Annotated in this window: 16 protein-coding genes; 5 read left to right on the top strand and 11 right to left on the bottom strand. The window is 42.4% G+C overall.

Annotation, left to right across the window (positions count from 1 at the left end):
* Nucleotide 1: 1 nt before the first annotated feature.
* Genes C8R34_RS04470 through C8R34_RS04460 form a run of 3 tightly spaced genes read right to left on the bottom strand, consistent with a single transcriptional unit; the run spans nucleotide 2 to nucleotide 5,881 of the window.
* Nucleotides 2–3,196, bottom strand: a complete 3,195-nt coding sequence (locus C8R34_RS04470; RefSeq protein ID WP_110338251.1) for a type I restriction endonuclease subunit R — start codon at nucleotides 3,194–3,196, stop codon at nucleotides 2–4.
* 2 nt (nucleotides 3,197–3,198) lie between these two features.
* On the bottom strand, nucleotides 3,199–4,383 hold the full coding sequence (locus tag C8R34_RS04465; RefSeq protein ID WP_207896440.1) for a restriction endonuclease subunit S: 1,185 nt from the start codon (nucleotides 4,381–4,383) through the stop codon (nucleotides 3,199–3,201).
* Nucleotides 4,370–5,881: a type I restriction-modification system subunit M gene (locus C8R34_RS04460; protein ID WP_110338249.1), complete on the bottom strand. Its 1,512-nt coding sequence runs from the start codon at nucleotides 5,879–5,881 to the stop codon at nucleotides 4,370–4,372. Before C8R34_RS04460 ends, C8R34_RS04465 begins: the two co-directional genes overlap by 14 nt.
* Nucleotides 5,882–6,019: 138 nt before the next feature.
* Here C8R34_RS04460 and C8R34_RS04455 point away from each other — a divergent pair, with 138 nt between their 5' ends.
* Nucleotides 6,020–6,388 carry a hypothetical protein gene (locus tag C8R34_RS04455; RefSeq protein ID WP_110338247.1) on the top strand — a complete coding sequence of 123 codons (369 nt, stop codon included), beginning with the start codon at nucleotides 6,020–6,022 and terminating at the stop codon, nucleotides 6,386–6,388.
* Here the strand turns inward: C8R34_RS04455 and C8R34_RS16410 are convergent.
* Genes C8R34_RS16410 through traJ form a run of 5 tightly spaced genes read right to left on the bottom strand, consistent with a single transcriptional unit; the run spans nucleotide 6,368 to nucleotide 11,070 of the window.
* A complete protein-coding gene (locus C8R34_RS16410) occupies nucleotides 6,368–6,544 on the bottom strand; it encodes a hypothetical protein (protein WP_165872522.1) in 177 nt (58 codons plus the stop codon). The genes C8R34_RS04455 and C8R34_RS16410 overlap by 21 nt on opposite strands.
* Before the next feature lie 19 nt (nucleotides 6,545–6,563).
* Complete coding sequence (traF, locus tag C8R34_RS04450; RefSeq protein ID WP_110338245.1) at nucleotides 6,564–7,106, bottom strand: conjugative transfer signal peptidase TraF; 543 nt, start codon at nucleotides 7,104–7,106, stop codon at nucleotides 6,564–6,566.
* A complete protein-coding gene (locus C8R34_RS04445; protein ID WP_110338243.1) occupies nucleotides 7,106–8,983 on the bottom strand; it encodes a type IV secretory system conjugative DNA transfer family protein in 1,878 nt (625 codons plus the stop codon). The genes traF and C8R34_RS04445 overlap by 1 nt, the downstream gene beginning before the upstream one ends.
* Entirely contained in the window at nucleotides 8,980–10,587 is a 1,608-nt protein-coding gene (gene traI, locus C8R34_RS04440) for a TraI/MobA(P) family conjugative relaxase (protein ID WP_110338241.1), read from the bottom strand. The genes C8R34_RS04445 and traI overlap by 4 nt, the downstream gene beginning before the upstream one ends.
* 30 nt (nucleotides 10,588–10,617) lie before the next feature.
* Nucleotides 10,618–11,070 (bottom strand): conjugal transfer transcriptional regulator TraJ, encoded by a 453-nt coding sequence (traJ, locus tag C8R34_RS04435; protein WP_207896439.1) that lies wholly within the window; start codon nucleotides 11,068–11,070, stop codon nucleotides 10,618–10,620.
* A 314-nt stretch (nucleotides 11,071–11,384) separates the two neighbouring features.
* On the opposite strand from traJ, the gene C8R34_RS04430 reads away from it, so the two are divergent.
* The 4 genes from C8R34_RS04430 (at nucleotide 11,385) to C8R34_RS04415 (ending at nucleotide 14,104) form a co-directional block, all read left to right on the top strand.
* Nucleotides 11,385–11,861 carry a TraK family protein gene (locus tag C8R34_RS04430; RefSeq protein WP_110338237.1) on the top strand — a complete coding sequence of 159 codons (477 nt, stop codon included), beginning with the start codon at nucleotides 11,385–11,387 and terminating at the stop codon, nucleotides 11,859–11,861.
* Nucleotides 11,862–11,926: 65 nt separating this feature from the next.
* Nucleotides 11,927–12,661, top strand: a complete 735-nt coding sequence (locus C8R34_RS04425; RefSeq protein ID WP_110338235.1) for a conjugal transfer protein TraL — start codon at nucleotides 11,927–11,929, stop codon at nucleotides 12,659–12,661.
* Nucleotides 12,658–13,107 (top strand): conjugal transfer protein TraM, encoded by a 450-nt coding sequence (locus tag C8R34_RS04420; RefSeq protein WP_110338233.1) that lies wholly within the window; start codon nucleotides 12,658–12,660, stop codon nucleotides 13,105–13,107. Before C8R34_RS04425 ends, C8R34_RS04420 begins: the two co-directional genes overlap by 4 nt.
* A 187-nt stretch (nucleotides 13,108–13,294) precedes the next feature.
* Entirely contained in the window at nucleotides 13,295–14,104 is an 810-nt protein-coding gene (locus C8R34_RS04415) for a hypothetical protein (protein WP_110338231.1), read from the top strand.
* Nucleotides 14,105–14,261: 157 nt separating this feature from the next.
* Here the strand turns inward: C8R34_RS04415 and C8R34_RS04410 are convergent, their stop codons facing one another.
* Genes C8R34_RS04410 through C8R34_RS04405 form a run of 3 tightly spaced genes read right to left on the bottom strand, consistent with a single transcriptional unit; the run spans nucleotide 14,262 to nucleotide 19,993 of the window.
* Nucleotides 14,262–15,062, bottom strand: a complete 801-nt coding sequence (locus C8R34_RS04410; RefSeq protein ID WP_132467064.1) for a hypothetical protein — start codon at nucleotides 15,060–15,062, stop codon at nucleotides 14,262–14,264.
* 10 nt (nucleotides 15,063–15,072) lie between these two features.
* Nucleotides 15,073–16,710: a type ISP restriction/modification enzyme gene (locus C8R34_RS16630; protein ID WP_207896438.1), complete on the bottom strand. Its 1,638-nt coding sequence runs from the start codon at nucleotides 16,708–16,710 to the stop codon at nucleotides 15,073–15,075.
* A complete protein-coding gene (locus C8R34_RS04405; RefSeq protein ID WP_207896437.1) occupies nucleotides 16,694–19,993 on the bottom strand; it encodes a DEAD/DEAH box helicase family protein in 3,300 nt (1,099 codons plus the stop codon). Before C8R34_RS04405 ends, C8R34_RS16630 begins: the two co-directional genes overlap by 17 nt.
* Between the last annotated feature and the right edge of the window lie 51 nt (nucleotides 19,994–20,044).

Genomic DNA, 20,044 nt, shown 5'->3' with positions numbered 1-20,044 from the left:
ATCACCCACGACGCTCAGCGATTGCCATCACTTGACAGGTGATTTGCTCAATCATGTCCATACCCATTGCTAATTCATAACGGCCTTTAAGACTGTAGAGATAATCTTCAATCTCGTTCATCATCAGATTTTTAACGTCTTGGTTCTTAGTCCAGTCACGGATTTTATGATCGCGGATAATGTCTTCTAACCGCACGGCGGTTTCTGCTGCAAGATTCTCAGACGAATAACCGGGCACACTAAAACCAGACATCGGCGCTTGAATAACACCATAATAGGCCTTGGCCTCATCACGATGATTTAAAATATCTGGAAGATCAGAACTCTCTTTTCCACGTAACTCATTCAAAGTCCTGCGAACTCTCTCCAGATATTCCATATCAGAAAGCCGTTTTGCTCGATGTTCGGCTATGGCTTCATCAATCAGCTCAGACAAGCGTTTATACAAGGCAGGATCTTCTTCCATCTTCTCGGTGATGGTTTTCTTAACCCGTGAGGCAATGGCATCAGCCTTAGCAGCGTCACCGTCAATGGATTCAATTTCTTTTTCAAATTCGTCGATGGCAAATACATTGACGGGCTCGATCAGTTGTTTGACTGCATCCGCCCCAATATATTTATTCACCATATTGCGGATTTGCTTTTCATAGGATGAATAATCAACCGCTTCGCCATAGCGTTGTTTTACGGCCTGGCGGAGATTTAAGAAATGTTTCAGATCATCCTTATAACGGGCAATTTTGTTTTCCGGTGTTTCATCCTGAAACCTGGCATTGGCCAGCGCCAATTGTAGGGTTTTAGCAAACAAAGCTAATGCTTCATAAAAACGCTGGCGCCGATCTTCCGGTTCCAAATGGCGTTGCATGGCTTCCAAATCCTTCTGATTTTCAACCTCTTTGAATACTTCCCAAACATTGGTGTGACGTTGCGGCAACAACTTAATTTCTTCGGAAATATCGGTCAGCGTGCCTTCGATATCTTCTGGATCAAATCCTTCGTTTTCAAGTGCCGCATAAGTATCAATGGCGGCATTCAGTTCGCCAAAAATTCCCCGGTAATCAATAATCAAGCCATAATCCTTGCCTTCAAACAAGCGGTTTACACGGGCAATGGCTTGTAGGATGCTATGCTCCTTCAAGCGCTTATCCAGATAAAGTACGCTGTTTCTGGGGGCATCAAATCCAGTGAGCAGCTTATCCACCACAATGAGTATTTCTGGATCATCAGGGGAATATTTAAAGGCATTTATGATGCTTTGCTGGTATTTTTCATCATTGCCATATCTGGCCATCATCGACTTCCAAAAGACTTGCACTTCTTCCAGGGTGTCTTCATCGACCGTTTTATTACCTTCCCGTGTATCTGGTGGCGAAATCACCACTTCCGCCGTTACATCGCCAAACTCATCAAAATATTTTTTATAGCGCAAAGCCATTGCTTTGCTGGAAACAGCAAACTGGCCTTTCTTTCCAATGTTTCTGAAATTATTCTTGAAATGCTGACCAATATCATAGGCAATCTCACCCAAACGTTGTTCGGCTTTACTCAGTTCTTCCTCACGACGGAATTTATTCTTCAAATCCGCTTTCTGTTCTGTGGTCAGGTCTTTGGTAATACGCTCAAACCATTTATCAATCTGGGCTTGATCGCCATGCAGCTCACTCATCCGGCCTTCATAAAGTAAAGGCGTGACAGCGCCATCGGCTACCGCCTGATTCATGGTGTATTTATGTATAAAGCCGCCGAATTTCGTGGCAGTGGCTTTTTCTTTCTTGAGGAGTGGTGTGCCGGTAAAACCGATATAGCAGGCATTCGGAAATACATTTTGCATTTTGGCATGAGATACGCCGTATTGAGAGCGATGGGATTCATCGACCAACACAAAGATATTGCTGCTTTCATCGCTGATTTTGCGTTTACGGCTGGCCGATTCAAACTTATCAATAATCGTGGTGATGATGTTGGCTTTGTTATGGGCGATCAGGTCAATTAAATGTTCGCCGCTTTTGGCCTGTACTACATCTTTGCCACAAGCATGGAAGGTTTTATAAATCTGATCATCCAGATCAACCCGGTCTGTAACCAGAACAATTTTGGGATTGAGAATCTCAGGAGACAATGCAAGCGCTTTGGCTAACATAACCATGGTTAAAGACTTGCCCGAACCAGTTGTATGCCAGATCACGCCACCCGGCCTTTGGCTATCACCTTTTCTGTGTGCGATCCGCTCAAGCGTTGCAGCAACAGCAAAATATTGTTGGTATCGGCAGATCTTCTTTTCTTTATTATCAAAGACAATGTATTGATAGATCAGCTCTAACAATCGCTCGGGCTTAACTAGGCTATGAAGTGCTTTGTCCTGCGGAGAGGGATGGCGCTCACCAGATTGCCAGACTGTTTCCATATACCGACGCTGCCGTTCATCGCGTTCGGTAAAGAGGCGGGCTTTGAATTCCGAACTGGCTGGCATATTAACTAATTCATGTAACTGCCTTTCATGTTCGTCCTTGTTTTCTTCCTTCCAGCCTGCCCAAAATTTGGCGGGTGTGCCGGTTGTGCCATACTGGGCTTTATTCTGGCTGACTGATAACAGGATTTGTGAATAGGTGAACAACTCCGGAATTTCATCGCTGCGCTGATTGCGCAAATGCTGGCTGATGCCTTCTTCAACCGCATTTTTAAGATCTGGCCGTTTACATTCAATTACCGCCAGGGGAATGCCGTTCACAAACAGGACAATATCCGGTCTTCGGGTCAGCTTGCTGTTGCGGCGCTCCAGCACAAATTCATCGCAGACGTGATAGACATTGTTTTCTGGGTGCTTCCAGTCAATGTAGTGCAGGGAAAAACTTTTGGTATAACCGTCAATGGTCTGTTCCAGGCTTTTACCCAAGGTGAGCAGATCGTAAACCTGCTCACTGGTATTCATCAGACTATCAAAAGGAATGCCTGCCAAGGCCTGCACCGCTTTTTGGATATTGCCGTCACTGAAGGGGTATTGTTTGCCTTTAAAGGTGATGGTGTTGAATTTCTGGAGTTGTTCTCGCAAAACGCTTTCCAAGATCAGCTTGGACGTTCTGCCATCCCGCAAGGTTAGGTTTTCTGAAGGGGTGAGATAAGTAAATCCCAGCTTCTCCAGCAAAGTAATGGCGGGCAATAGAGAGGATAAATCTTCCAGATAATCATGTGCGGCCATGATTACGCTTTCACTGCTGCCATCTTTTCAGATTCATCTATTTTGACCCGTTTCTTGCCGGTCAAAAGTTGTTGCATCAGGCCCTTTTTTTGCTCTTTCAGGGTAGATAGTTGTTTTTGGTGATTTTCGATTTCTTTATCGGCGGCGGAAAGGATGGCAGCTATTTTTTGTTGCTCTTCTAATTTTGGCAAGCTAATAATAAGATTTGAGTAAATCGAAATCCAATGCCGTTGATGACCTCCAATTGGGTGATTTAGTATTTGCATTGCCTCGAAAATATATTTAATGGAAACACCCTTTTTTGCAGTCAAAATTTTCATTGCACTAGATTTAGCTTTAAAGGAAAAGTCTACAAACTTACTTGCAGTCGTGAAGTCATCAAAAATGATCACAGGTAAATCTTCTTGATATATTCCAAAATCTTCATTTGTACGGCCTAAGACAAAAGTTTTACCAGCAGTAAGAACAGGCGTTGGATACTCGTCAGAATATTTAGTTGATTTAACTAAAAAAGAGGTTGGCTGTTTATAGTCCAAGAGTTTTCCTAGCTCAATTTTCCTCCACTCCCCCTCAAACCCAACAAACCGTTTCTTCCCAGTCAAAAGCTGCTGCATCAGGGCTTTTTTGCGCTTTTTCTTGGCGGTAATTAGGCATTCCAGTTTTTCAATGGCTTTGTCCCAGGTGGAGAGGATTTGGACGATTTTATGTTGTTCTGGCAGGGGAGGAACCCTTAAAATAATTTCACCACAATCTGGTACTCGCATGTGGGCTACAGTTCCACCATTACTGAAATTTTCAATCTGTTTCTGGCAGAAACGTGTTTGTAGGGAATAAAGAAGAAATAAATTGTTACTTACATGAGGGTCAGAGCGATACATCATCGTTCTTTGGCCTAGAAATACAGAATCTTCACTATCCAATATACCTGATTCTCCGACAGGAGCTTCTCGTGTAAATATTACATCACCTTTTCTTGGAGCACCTCTTCGTATCCAATTAAAATAGGTTTTTTCTTTAACATAACGTACGTGGTGTGTATCTACCTTGCCGTACCTAACATTAGTTGTCCGGATCATTTTATAAGGTGTTTCATATTCAACTACTGGAGCAGTTTTATTTACACAGTCGATGATGCTTTCGCACAAATATTTTATTGGTTGGTATTTCCACCCTTCAGGAACATGCATAACCCAGCTCCTTCAAATATCCAGCCATTTCCTGTTTCACTTCGACCAGTTCACTCTCAAGCTGAACAATTTCTGCCTGCACCCCATCAATATCAATCTCTTCCTCTTCCTCGAAGGTATCAACATAGCGCGGAATATTGAGGTTAAAATCGTTCTCTTTGATTTCGTCGAAACTTGCCAGATAAGCATATTTATCAACGCTTTCTCGTGCTTGATAGGTCGCCACGATCTTATCAATGTCCGATTGCCGTAGCTTGTTCTGGTTTTTGCCATCTCCATATTCCCGGCTGGCATCAATGAACATCACATTGTTATCCGATTTATTACGTTTGAATACCAATACCGCCGCCGGAATGCCGGTGCCGTAAAACAAATTGGAGGGCAAGCCTATCACCGCATCGAGCAGGTTTTCCTCGATAAGTTGCTGGCGAATTTTGCCTTCACTGGAGCCACGGAATAACACGCCATGCGGCACCACCACGCCAACCCTCCCTGAATCTTTGGTGGTGGTTTCGATCATGTGCGAGATAAACGCATAATCACCCTTGGTTCTAGGCGGTAGGCCACGATAAAACCGCTTATACGGATCATTCTCCGCGTTATCATGCCCCCATTTATCGAGCGAGAATGGAGGATTGGCAACCACTACTTCAAATTTCATGGTGCTATCGTCTTCGATGAGCTTGGGACTTCGAATGGTATCGCCCCATTCGATTCTGGCATTGTCCATCCCATGCAAAAACATATTCATTTTTGCCAATGCCCAAGTGGAACCGGTGATTTCCTGACCGTACAAGGCAAAGTCTTTTGTTCCTTTTTTTAAAAGCTGATTTCCGCATTTAATCAGCAAAGAACCCGAACCACAGGCAGGGTCAGAAATACGCTCACCCGCTTGTGGATTGACCAGCTCAGCAATCAATTCGGAAACTTCCGCAGGGGTATAAAATTCACCGGCTTTTTTACCCGCACCGGCAGCAAATTTTGCAATCAGATATTCATAAGCATTACCAATTACATCCAAATTGCCCACACGGGAAGGGCTTAAATCCAGCCGAGTATCGTTAAAATCTTCTAATAAATGCTTTAAGCGGCCATTACGATCTTTGGTCTGACCAAGATTAGCCTCAGAGTTAAAATCAATATTTCTGAATACACCCGAGAGCTTTTGTTTATTGGCTTCTTCAATATGTTCCAAAGCAATATTGATGATTTCGCCAATATTGGACTCGTTACGCTGGTTATAAAGACCTAAAAAACTGCATCCTTCCGGTAAAACAAATCGCTCACGTTGCATACGACGCAAGATCATCTCTTCATCATTACCGTGCTTTTCTTTTAAAGACTGATAGTGTTCCTGCCAGACATCAGAGATGTATTTCACAAACAGCATGACCAGAATATAGTTTTTATATTCTGATGCATCGACAGCGCCCCGGAAGGTATCGCAAGCCTTCCAAAGTACGCTGTTGATTTCGTCCTGATTGATTTTCGTGCTCATGCGTTTTCCTTTTCAGTGTAATGCTCTAAAGTCTGGTCTAATAATTCCTTTAAAAAAACCTAAAGGATTGTCATTCTAGTACGTTTAATAACTAGTTAGCGGTCATATTATTTATCAAAAAATAAAGGATTAATTAGAATGGGAGATTGGTCTGATTATTTCGAGGATTTTCCAGAAGAAAACCCTGCTAATTGGGTTAATGGGCACTTTGATCCTGTATTAAGAGAAAAACTTAATGCGGAGGAAAGGCTACAAGCCGCAGCAAATTCAGAGCTTCTCGGAATGATCAAAAAGGCGAAGAACGAGACAAAAGCCAGATCTTTGCTTATTACCGAAAATTGCCCGCAATGTGGTTTAGATAAGCTAAATACATACAAAATTAGTAAGCATTTTTATTTATGTGAATGCCTGGAGTGCGGCATCTATGGTTCGGGCAAATCACACTATGAAGCTTTAGAAAAAACCAATTCTGCTTTGGGTGAAGGGCTAGATTGGCGAGACAATTGACTCTGCCATATCAAGCGCATCTCCTGAAACACCATGCTTGGCTGCTTCATACTCAGACCGCGTCTCTAAATCACCTAGATTCCCATTGCGTATAATTTCAGGAAAATCTCTCAAATCAACGCGCTCACCGATCCAGATTTTATTCTGCTTGCTCATTCTAAGTCATACAGTCCATTTAATCACTCCAAGTAAAAACCGGCTCAACCACATGTTGAATCTGCGCATGTGCAATCAGCCCAAAATACCGCGCATCAAATGAATTCGGATTGACATCGGACATCAGCAGATATTCCGAATCATTAAGCATCTTCTCTTTCAAACGATACTGAGGCATTTCATGACCATCACCATCCGCGCTGATCTGCGCACTGTTGGGCATCAATTCACCATTAACAACGATCCCTGCCCTACCAATAGAAACCCTGTCCCCCGCTTGCGCAAAAACACGCTTCAGTAACATCCCATAACCCCCCGGACAGTTTCCCGTGCTAATGGTGTTTCGCATCATAGCCATCTCAAAAACTTCACCCCGCGGCGGACAAAAGGAAACATACGCGCCGCGCCCTACCGGCGCATCGATGATCTTGTAAAATCCCACTGGAAAGCTCGGCGTATTATTGTAATAAATACCACTGACATGAAAAACAATACTCAACAGGAATATGCCAGCGCTGACAGACAAAACAATGCCCGCCAGAATACGGAGTCCTTTTTTCATTATTGCTTGACGATTTTGTCACTATAAAGAGGCGCAGCAATCGCCGCGCGCGCCGAGAACACAGGATCCTGGAAATACAACGGCTGCTTCCCATATATGGCCGGATAACCCGCCACATAAATGATCATGTCACCCGCCTTGGTAATCCTGCCGTTTTCATCCTTTTCCGGACCCAGCATGCGTAAACATTCATCCGGAGTGAGTAAAGGACGCTGGATTTCTTGCATAGTCCGAGTCACATTGCCATGCATCATCCCTACCCGTCGCCCACTGGTCGTAATCTGTTCCTTTATGACGGTGGTTTGCCCGGTCAATTTGGATAAATGCTCGGCTGTCTCAATCCGGTTCGGCGGAAAAGCATTCTGGATATGGCAATTGGAACTGATCGCTTCATCGTGTCCGTATCCGGTTTCACGACTTTTAAGCTGATTGATGTCCTGACAAACCAAATAAGCTTTAATGCCGTACCCGGCAATATACGCCAGTGATTCCTGGAAGATTTCCAACTTTCCGAGGCTGGGAAACTCATCGAGCATTAACAACAATCGGTGCTTATAATGCGCGACCGGCTGCCCATTCTCAAATTCCAGCCGATCGGCCAGTTTGCGTACAATCATGTTCGCCATGATCCGCACCAGCGGCCGCAACCGCGTCTTGTCATTGGGCTGCGTCACAATGTATAAACTCACAGGATGCTCATGGTGCATCAAATCACGGATGCTAAAGTCCGAACGGCTGATATTTTTGGCTACCAGCGGATCGCGGTACAGGGTTAAATATGATTTGGCGCTCGATAATACCGACCCTGCTTCTTCACCCGGTCGATCCAGCATATCGCGTGCCGTGGAGCCTACGACCGGATGGTTCTGTCCGTTGACATGGGGATAGGTGGCCATTTCCATCCATAACTCACCGATATCGCGCTCAGGATCGGAAAGTATGGCGTCAACATAAGGTAAGGTAGCGGCAGTACCTTCATTTCTTGATCGATACAAAACATGCAGAATCACACCCACCAGTAACGCCTGACTGGTTTTCTGCCAGTGATCATTTAATCCCCGGCCATCCGGATCAACCATTAAGGTCGCAAGATTCTGTACGTCACCTACTTCAAAACCATCCTGCATGCGGATTTCATCCAATGGATTCCAACAAGCACTACCCTTCGGTGACGCAGGATCAAAGCGAATCACCTTATTACCGGCATGCTCCTTTCTCCAACCGGCTGTAACCGACCACAACTCCCCCTTCAAATCGGTAATAACGGCACTCTGTCCCCATGAAAGCAGTGTCGGAATCACCAGACCGACACCTTTGCCCGAGCGAGTCGGCGCATAACATAAAACATGTTCCGCCCCATTGTGCTTCAGATAGTGCGTAACACCCCGCTCGTCCTGCCATGCGCCCACATAAACAAAATCATTCTGTGGGGATTTCTTGGCAAATAGCTTCTTAAAAAACGAGTCCTTCTTGGGCAACAATCGGGCTGCCTGGATATCGGTGCGGTCCGCCCACCGCGCTGATCCATGTAAGCTACTGTTCGGTCGTGCCGAATTATCGGCAACCATTTTTACAATCAACGTCACAATCAGCCCGACACCCGAAAACACAACTCCCATACTCATCGACAGTTCAAAGATGTCCGGATACTTGAAATACCATTGATCTGCCCAGTCAATAATCGACCACGGCGCATAAATATGATTAAAGTGCGCACCCAGCTGCGGTTGATACTGGAATCGGTAGGCAAAAAACTGCGTTGCAGCCTGCATTCCACCGAGCATAAAGAAAACCGCCATCATCTGAACCAGCCGGTTGTTTCCCTGTGACGCCCTTTTTTCCACAGGGCCGCCAGAATTATGGTTTGAAGTATTCATCGTGACCGCCCTTTCCCCTTTCCTTTACCTTTATGCGTTGATCGGATACTTGTTAAAGGAACATGCGGTTTTACCGAATGATGGATCGAATGATCTTGTGCTTCAAACGTTACATCCAGACCGGCATCCATCGCAACCTGAACCACTTTTTTACGGAAAGATTCCGACCCATTGATTGCCAGCTTGTTACCGTACTGCTGCATGGCCGCCTGTAATATGCCCGCTATTTTATCCTTGGCTGCACCGGCCATAATCACCAGCCCATTACCCCCATCACGAATCGCTGTGGATCCAATTGTGCATATAATCGTGCCCGTTCGGGTAATTGTCTCAATGACATCTGCCTTCGCTGAGTCCGCATGCTTTTGTACCCCAGCTACCTGGTTTTCCGGCACCCTACCCTCTTTTCTGGCGCGCAATATCTCCAACGCTTCCTGGTTTCCCAGTCGCGATTCCTTCACCAGCCAGCTTAACCAGTCCATTCTTCTATTTTTAGCCTTGGAATCTTGATAAGCGGCGGCATAGTCTTTTTTAATCGCTTCAATGCGCAGCTTTAATTCCTGATTAACCGACGCGTACATTATTTTTTTTGATAATCGGCCAGCAGTCACATTTTTGATCAGCAAACGCTTTAACTTGGCTTTGTCTTGGGCTGATTCTATCGCTTGATGTTTTTTATCCCGCAATAGCTTCCATTGCTGCGCACCAGAGATTGCCGCTTCATTTTGTTCTTTCTTGTATTGCGCATAAAGGCGGGCGGTATCATGCTTGTTACGCAGGGGCTTAGGCTCATAGTGCTTTGTCGAGGGTTTGTTTGTTCTGTTTATGCTGGGTGTGCCATCAAGCCCGACATAATCCCCCAACTTCTTTACCAGAGTGGCTTTTGATAAACTTCGATCAACAGAGCTGGCTTTAACCCCAATCCCATTGCCCGAGACAAATACAAACCCATTACCCCGCTCGCGCAATTCCAGCCCATGATCGGTTAATACCTGGTGCAATTCACTCCAGGTTGTCGCAGATTGCATCTGTTCCAGGCATTCCTGCTGCATCCAGCCAATCAGGCTTTCCACACCGGCCTTGAATTCAATATTGGATGACTTGCCCTGCGCACCGCGTTTGATGGTTTCGTGATTGTCAGGCGTCAGTCCATAATCCTGTTCGAGTTTTTCACACAGTTCCGCAATCATTGAATAGTCATAATGTGGGTTATGGATCGTAAGTCTTTCAGGATGGATTTTATTGATCGCAATATGGATATGTAAGTGATCGGTGTCATGATGCACCACACTGAATCGTTGGTGTTCACCAAATCCGAGACCTTCACAGAGTTGATCCTCTATTTTCTGTAATAAAGTGTCAGACAGGTCATCATCGCGGAAACTCACAACCAGGTGATAGGTTTTGTCAGAAGTCGCGCGCATATTCATCTGCTGAGTATTCAATACTTCCGCAATCACGCAGTCCGGCCGGTCCGAATAGCAATTAACCGCCCGCACCATACCGATGCGCTCAGTCTTGTTTTGTGGATCAACAATGTAATTCACCAGTCCGGCAAAGTTGCTTTTGCGCAGTGAATTAATTGGAATGTGTTTGGCGATCATGGTTTTTATTTAATCTATATTGCAGAGTGACTACTTTTTGGAGTGGATGACTTTCATCATGATTTCCGTCATTTGGGTGCGCGTTCTTTCGATATCTTTTAACAGGCCATTAATCGTTTTCTTGTCAAAATGCGCAGATCGCCGATCATCGCTTAGCCACAGTTTTAATAACCCCCCTAGCCTGCCTAAATCACCGTTGATCTTTGCCAATTCATTAACCTTTTGGTTATCGACAATGCTGGTGGGCTCATAGCCCAAACCTAACCTTCTTAAATACTCGGCAGCGCTGAGGCCACATTTCTCGGCTTGGTCTTTGATGACTTCACCCTCCTCCGCCTCAACCGGAACCCTTAGGTGGAGTTTGTATTTTCTTTTTGCTTTCGGTTTGGGTTCTGATTTTGTTTTTGTTTCTTCCATTGGGTTTTGTCTCGGCTTTTTTCTTTTGCTGCCCTTGCCTCGCAGAGCAGGATTATCGTTGAGCACATCGTGCGAATAAGATCGTTGTGATGTTGGATGACAGATTTATCTGTTAGCTAACATCACATATCCTGCCCTGTGTAGTATAAGTATTTAATAGTAAGTATATACTCTTTGTCTGTCGATTAATTACATTTAGTTACATAATAATTCATATTAACTGACACTATATATAGTTTTATATGTATTTATATTGCTTTTATCTCTGCTTTATGGTGTTATAACAAACACTTTTATTCCTCACCTTGCGTGGCACGTCACATATTTATTTGATGAATCTTATCTATCATTCCTAACACTTAGATTAATTACACAATAATATGGACTACGAACTATCCAAAAGACTTATTGAGATTGCAGGAAATGAGAAGAAAGTTAATAGGCGATTTAATTTGGCAGCTTTTATAATTCTGCAGCCACAAATAGATAAAGCTATAAAAGATGGATGGTCAATTAAATTTATTTGGGAAACGCTATCTCAAGATAAAAAGGTGAGTTGTAGCTATAGAACTTTTTTACTGATGGTTAAAAAACAGCGTGATTTATTACATGGCAGCAATAAAGATAACAAAGAAAAACTCGATTCATCATCCGAATCAAAGAATATGGGTGAATCACACAGCAGTACTGATAATGTAATTCCAGAAGATATAAGCAGGTCAATAGACAAACCAGAACTTGAATCAGCTGAGGATCGTATCAAGGTAAGCATTACTCAAGATGACCCTAATAAAGATTACGGGAATCCCAAGGGGTTCGAATGGAGTACCGATTTTGATCCCAAAGATTTTGTTTAGTAAGTGAATGGTAGGGTTAAACGTTTCAATTTTACGGCTGCAATATCTTAAAAAGGAATCATGTAATGGCAAATAAAGTAAATATAGTTTTACAAGGTAAAGGCGGTGTCGGCAAATCTTTTATAGCATCCGTAATGGCACAATATTATTACTCCAAGAATAAAACACCCCTCTGTATTGATACAGATCCAGTTAACGCGACTTTTCATGGATTCAAAGCATTAAATGTGAAACGCTTAGATCTGATGGAAGATGATGAAATCGATCCACACAAATTTGATAGCTTGATTGATTTAATCTCAAAAAGTAAGACGGATGTGATTATTGATAATGGTGCCAGTACATTTGTTGCTTTATCCCATTATTTAATTAGCAACCGCATCCCTGCCCTACTTGAAAAAAGTGGCCTGGAGTTAATCATACATACTGTAATCACAGGCGGACAAGCACTAAGTGATACCTTGAATGGGTTTCAAAAAATGATCAAGCAATTCCCCGAAGATGTTCCTTTTGTGGTCTGGCTTAATCCATTTTGGGGAAAAATTGAACTCGAAGGAAAAAACTTTGAGTCATTGCGGGTTTACCTGGAGAATAAAAATCGCGTGTCTGCCATTATCAATATCCCCAAGTATAAGCCAGAGACTTTCGGCCGTGACTTGGCTGATGCTTTACAAGCCAAGCTGACTTTCGATGATGCCATCAAACAACCCGAATCAACAATTATGTCGCGCCAACGCATTAGCATCATACGCGGTGATCTTTTTGATCAGCTTGAACTGGCATCACCCGTATTAACATGAGTCCGTCAGGCAAACAGGTTGATGAAGTCATTCAGCAAATCGCTTCAGCGCATGGGGTTGTATTGTCCAAAGACGATCCAATCATGATGCTACACACCATGAATGACTATCTTATTAAAGAGAATAAGTCTGCACAGCAGGATTTGTTGGATAATTTCAGGAGTCAAATGGAATTGTTCTCTGACCAATGGTCTATTGAAGCAAAGAATCATTCCGATAGAATACTGAATTCTTCCATTGTCTCAAGTAAGGCCGAGGTTGCTAGGGTAATGGAAGAGCAGTCCAGAGTGATTATAGAACAATGGAAGCATGAATTAAGTTCCGGATTCAGCCAGGTTCACAACACAATCCAGGCATCAAGACAAACGGCGATATTAAATATCATTGCCGCACTCATTACGTCAATTTCTGCCGTCATTATTCTTTATGTATTTTTAACTATGTAGAGGTCGAGTAAGCTGGGGGTGTAATTCCTCCGGCTTACTCGACCACCTATGGGACTTCGGTGTCGTTTGTTTAAACGCACCCTCTCTTAGGCATTCAAGCTATTTTGTCCAACTCTTGCTGATGGAATACTATTTGTTAGGACTTAAAAAGTGATTTAATCTTAAGCCTCTTTATTGATTTCATTGAATGGTTATAGATGCTTTAACAATGTTTTTGAATTTAACAAAATATTTTTCTTTGCTGATGGCTTATAGCATCATAATATCCACATTTTACTTGCTTGGATATTGGGGCTCTTTTGATATAAATATTTTCGAATATATTGAAATATCAGATATTTTGAAGATGTCTATTTATCATCTAATTATTTTTAGTACTCCTTTCATTTTGTCATTTCTCTTAATTGAAATTTTAATAATTCCTTTGAATGCTTCAATTCGCTTTGCTGGAAGTGAAACATCCAAGCTTGCTGAATTAGAATTTCTTTGGAAATATCGCAGATTAATTGCGCTTGTTTGGTTATTGGGTGGCCTATATCCAATTTTATCTATGACTGAGCCAATTCGATGGATCCTCTCTGCGATTTTATTGTTCCCCATAATTACAATAATAGCTCAGAATATCGAAACTGATTTTTTGGTAGATGTTATACAAAATCAGAGACTACGAACAAATGTTTTACTGGCATTAACTTGGATATTTCTGTTTTCCTATCCTTGGGGCACGCTTTCTGCCATTGATAAGAGAAACGCTGATTCGACAATTGAAATAAACGATACTCATCGAGATATTACCTATCTTGGCAAAACTGGATCGCATGTATTCTTTTGGGATAAAAATGATAAGAAGATAGAAATTGTTCGAGAATCAGCAATTGTTACTCTAAAAATAACTTTACAATCTCAGAGCAAATCGTTTTTTGATATTCTAGCGGACTTTCACTCCTTCAATGATAAGAAAGATGTTGCTGAAACAAACTCTATTAAAGAACAGTAATAAACTTAAATATATAAACAAACCGCGAAGGGGGTATGACTGCAAAGCGGTCATACCCCCTTATATGTAGCGGCTTGCAAATGTAATTCGTAGGACTTGCAAGCATCGCTAATTGTTGTTTAAATCGGTGTGGGCTTAATTGCTAACTATAAATTTACTACAAGAATAACTTATACTTATCAACCAATGGCTCGGGTATTTTGTTTAAACAGTTCATCGAACCAAGCAGGCTGAGCACAGGCTCTTGGATTTTCAATCTATCAAAGATAACCAATGAATTGATATCCTCCTTCCCGTCGAAATTTATATGTATAACTTTGAATTCACATTGCTGAATATTATCAATCGTTAGACTTCTATCCCTTGATAATCTCACGAGTTCTCTTTCAGTAATTTCATCTAGCATAATGCCATAATAAAACAGCAAACTTGTACCCTCTGGAACCGAAAGTGTGTTTCTTGCGGAAATGTTATTTTGCGCGTCAGCGTCGTTCATATTACGAAACACAAGCTTATATTCTTTTTCTACTTGGTCATTATCTAAGATGGTAATAGTCATGAATGCTAACGTATTCATCATCGCCATACGCGTCCCTTTATTGGAAGCAATTATTGACACCATAGCATCTGCTCGGTCAATATAAGCTATGGAAATTTCTGAGTTATCAGGCTTAATTGCCTGAAGTATAAGCGGTACCCCCATAGATATTACTGAAACGAAAGCAACAACCAAGGCAAGTGATAGATTCCCAAAATCTAGATGTCTTCTCCAGTTCTGATAACTACCACAATGATGACAGACTCTAGCTGCAGCATGTATTTGCTCATGACAAGTGATGCAATCCTTTTGGGGAGCATGTTTTTGTTTTCTTTCAAATATTCTTTTTAGTATTTTCAATTCCATAGATTTTGTGAATATTATATTGCAGTTAATTTGAGTTCTAGCGGATGTTTGCAAGCTGTTACACCTAAGCCTGACTCACTGCAATATCTAGTCGTGGCAAATTCTTAACAATTTCCATCGTTTTCAGACTGACAGTAATCACGCGCCGAAATAATATGAGCGGATAGGCGGCATCGTGCATGGTTTCAATTGCCCAGTTGTTTGCATCGTTGACGATACCGCTTTCTTTATGTCTGGTCACTGCTTGACGTTCCATCACCCACTCTAAGGCTGGCTTGCCATTCACTACATATTCATAGGCATCTAATGGAATATGCGTCATGGTAATCTTGTGGTTATAAATAACCGTGGATTTGTCAGTTTCCTTATTTTTCTTGCCAAATTTCATTTGTTCTACCCGGTAATCAGCATCGCTAAAATTACCCATGAATAATTCACCGCCTGCAAAATTGACGGGGTAAGATTCTACCGATTCATAATTGATATGCAGCTCTGCCAAATCACGGCCTGCTTGGCTGAATGTCCAAAAATCACTGGCCTTTTTCACACAAGGAATACGCGGCAATTCTTTGCTGAGATTATCGGCATAACGCTTTTTGTAATCTTCAGAATGTAATAATCCATAGATGTAATAAAAAACATCTTCTTTATTGATGGGTTCTGTTGGATAAGCTGATTGGAAATGTATCAGCCCTGCATTGGTTATACCGTCTTTTATGGTGTATTCAGCATCAGTGTTAATTGATATTTTTTGATTTTTTTCAAACAAATCATCATGCACATCACCAGAATTTAATGATTCATCTTGTGCTGAGTTTTTTTCATAGAGTTTGAGGGGGAAGCATTGACCTGATGCAATGGTGTGCAAATTTGGGAGCTTATCTACGATCAACGCGGAAAATCCTACGGTTTCCCCCCTCCCAGTCACACAAATCACCCGATTATCAGCCGTTGCATCGGGAAAAATGCGCGGCATTTGATAAATCATGTCATTCATATGCTTGCTGAAGTAAACATGATTTTTTGTAAATGGTCGATATACACCTGTAACTAAACCATTTTCTTGATATTCATGAAAAACAAATCGGGCAAGATCATTCTTAAAACCACGATTCCAACTAATTTTCGTTGAATCTGCATTTATGAAGTCATTAATATCTGGGTATCTTTCTTCTGTTAAACCTTTGCAAGCCGCTTTATAACGCAGCATTTCATGGTTATAAAAATCAATCATGTTCTTCATGTTGTGTACTAGACTATTCTTAGAAAAGTTATAACACCAGGCATCACGATTAGTTTTAACTCCACTTGAATAATTCTCAAAAACCGTCACCGTACCTTTATCCTTCTTATCCCCCAAACTAATAAATTCACTAAAACTACTATCACGCTGCCCTACCCAGTCATGATGCTTATCCGGTGTAATGGGTAGCCAACCATTCGCTTTTGTTATTCCATCTATGCTTTTGAATGCATTAACTTTGGCAAGCTTATCTTCACGGCTTAAATAATCACCAATGTCGTGCATATAGATTTGTCCATGCTCAGCAGCTTTGGGATTTTTAATCAAAATACTGATAGCAATCGGTGCCCGGCTACCACTTCCAAAAATCTTGCCGCCTTCTTTACGTGATAATTCGCCCGATGTACGCTGATTCCCACGTAAATGAAACACATAAACCCGACTAAATTCTTCGGCCAAGCATTTCCTTAACCCATCGGCTGTATTGGCTTCGATAAATCCCGCATTGCTCACAAATCCAATCTACGCCACTATCCCCAATTCGATCACTTGCCCATCGCATTGCGCGAATATAGGAATCATACAAAGCATTTTTATTGGTAGCAGTTGAATAGGCAGCATAGGTATCACGGATGCTCTCATCTAACTTAGGATAAGCAATATTGGCGTTATTATCATTGGCACTGGTTTGCCCTGCTGAATAAGGCGGATTGCCCATAATCACTCGTATATCCAACGCCTTTTGCTTCTTCCTTCGGGTGCTATTAGCCACCAGCATATTGCTGACTAAATCGTCTTTTTCGTGAAGCTGGAAAGTATCGGTCAAGCAAATGCCATTGAAGGGTTCATAATCTCCGCCCATTATGCTGTGATAAGCCGCTTCAATGTTTATGGCTGCGATGTAATAAGCCAGCAACACGATTTCATTGGCATGGATTTCATTCTCGTATTTATAGGCTAATTGTTGCCGATCAATCAATCCACTTTGTAATAGCCGGGTGATGAATGTGCCCGTTCCTGTAAAGGGATCAAGTATATGCACATTGGGGCTGCCCAGTGTTTGATTGAATTCTTGCTGTAATGCGTCATTGATACTGTGAATAATAAAATCCACCACTTCAACCGGGGTGTACACAATACCCAGCCGGACGGTCATTTTAGGGAAAGCATTTTTAAAAAACTTGTCGTATAACTCAACAATGATGCGTTGTTTGCCTATGGCGTTATCAATTCCAGTCGCCTTCATTCTGACGCTGTCATAGAATTTTTGTAGCGTATCGGTTTCTTTCTCAAGGTTTTGCTCTTGTAAGACATCCAGCACGCTTTGCATGGCCTGTGATACCGGGTTGTGCTGGGTAAAGCTGTAACCTTCAAACAAAGCATCAAATACCGGCTTGGTGATAATGTGCTGTGCCAGCATTTCTATGGCTTCAGTCTCGGTGATGCTCTCATTCAAATCATCGCGCAATTCTTCGAGAAACTTTGCAAAAGCCACATATTCCCGGCCATTCTTGTCTTTCAATAAAGCCGTGATGCGGGTCACGTGCGTTTGCGCAATACGTGCAATATCATTAGCCCAGTTTTCCCAATAATCACGCTTGCCGCATTTCTTTACGATTTTCGCGTATATGGCTTTCTGGAATTCATCAAAAGCAAAGCTGGTTTGGTTTAAGGTTTTATCTTTGCTGATTTCAAAGGATTCATTCTCATTGCTCTCATAGCCACCAGCCCCAATATTGCTGCCTTCCTTTTTTGTGCCTTGCCGATCGGGTAAAGTATTGCTGACCGCAATGATTTCTATCTTGCTGCTGACATCAGCGCCCAAATCCAACTTGTTAATCGTGGCATCAAAGCGGTCATCATGGGAACGCAAGGCATTTAAGATTTGCCAGACAACTTTGTATTTTTCATTGTTTTTTAGGGCTTCTTCAGCTGGCATGCCAGCGGGTACGCCAATGGGTAAAATCACATACCCCATGTTCTTGCCCTCCGCTCGGCGCATGACACGGCCAACCGATTGCACTACATCAATCTGTGATTTGCGCGGGTGTAAAAATAAAATGGCATCTAGTGCGGGTACATCCACCCCTTCCGATAAACAGCGGGCATTGCTCAATATTCGACACGTGTTTTTATCAGTATCTTCTTTTAACCAGCTTAACCGGCTATTGCGTGCCGTGGCATTGAAAGTGCCATCCACATGATCGGCTTCACAATTAAGGGGCTGAAAATCTTCGGGTAGTGATTGGTTTTTGAGATATTCATTAATGACAAGGGCGAATTCATCCTTTATACGCTTTGAACTTTTAATGTCTCGGCAAAATGCCACTGCCCGGCGCATAGGTTCTGAATCAGACACTACATCCGCTTTGATATCCAGTTTGCTTAAAGCGCGATAACAGCCAATGATTTTGGTGGCATCATCCAGTATTAATTCGCTGTCCGTATCGGTTAAACGCTTTTGCACGCCTTCACTTACCAGCGTTTCATCAACGGCCAATACCAGCACTTTATAATCGGTCAGTAATTGTTTTTGTACTGCATAAGAAAAACTTAATTCATACAGCGTTTCGCCATATAAAGCAGGGTTATCCATTGATGCGAGAACGGCATCAACTTCCTTGGCTTTGGTTTTGATGGCATCACCAAAGATGCGCGGGGTGGCTGTCATGTAAAGACGCTTTGCACCCTTGATATAATCTGAATCATGAATCTTTACAAAATTTGATTCATCTTCACCATCTAAAGTGGCACCCGTGGTGCGGTGCGCTTCATCACAGATAATCAGATCAAATGCAGGTAATCCATATTTCATTTGTGCTTCAGATATAACCTGAATAGATTGGTACGTCGCAAAAATGACGGTCATTTCACCATCGTGAGGATGCGCTATTTTTTCAGCTAGCTTTTTTGCATGGGTAGTGGCCGGGTAGGCAAGATCATGAATATTGATATCTGCCAGATCATCGCTGCTTTTGCGCTTGCCAACTTGCACATCGGAACATACGGCAAAAGAACGTAACGGAAGGGCACTTTCAATTGTCCATTCCGTAATGATTTGTGACATTAAAGACAAGGATGGCACTAGAAATAATACTTGCTTGCCTGCACCTGTGATTTCTTCGGCAATCTTTAAACTGGTGAAGGTTTTACCCGTGCCACAAGCCATAATCATCTTGCCACGGTCTGCGAGCGCCATACCTTCTTTAACCGCTTTTATTGCGGCAATCTGGTGATCTCTCGGTTTCTTCTTAGGCTTAAGTTTAACTGTGCTTGGTGTGTATACACTCCAATCAATCGGGCTATTTTCTAGTTCAGATAAGCCAATGCGCAGTGTATTGGTCGATTGTCCACTTAGGGCACTTTCTGCGGGTTCACTCCAATTGCGGCTGGTAGTGTCTACGATCAAACGGCGTGTGAATTCTTTTTTACCGGAGGCGGTAAAGAATGAATCCACGTCAGATTTTTGCATTCGATAGTTTTCATCATAGAATTTGCATTGAATTGCACAAAATCCATTTTCTTTAATCAGACTAGCAACCAGGTCTATACCATCGTCACGCTTTCCTATGCCTTGTTGATCTGCCCATTCCGAATACGTCCATACATCAGAATATTGGGCAGATTGGATAGGATCCTTCTTTATAAAATCCTTAATCAGTAATTCAAAGTACGTGCCTTTTTCTCGTTCGGTGCGTGATGCGCTTCGATAGCTTGCGAGTAGTTCCCGTAAGGCTGACATACTTTCCCCTGAAGTTTTTTTTAGTCGCACATTTTAATCATTATTCAGCTT

This window comes from Nitrosomonas sp. Nm84, assembly GCF_003201565.1.
In the GTDB taxonomy this organism is placed as follows: Bacteria; Pseudomonadota; Gammaproteobacteria; order Burkholderiales; family Nitrosomonadaceae; genus Nitrosomonas.
The sequence above is the reverse complement of the archived record's forward strand: the minus strand, read 5'-3'. Positions and strand labels throughout refer to the sequence as shown.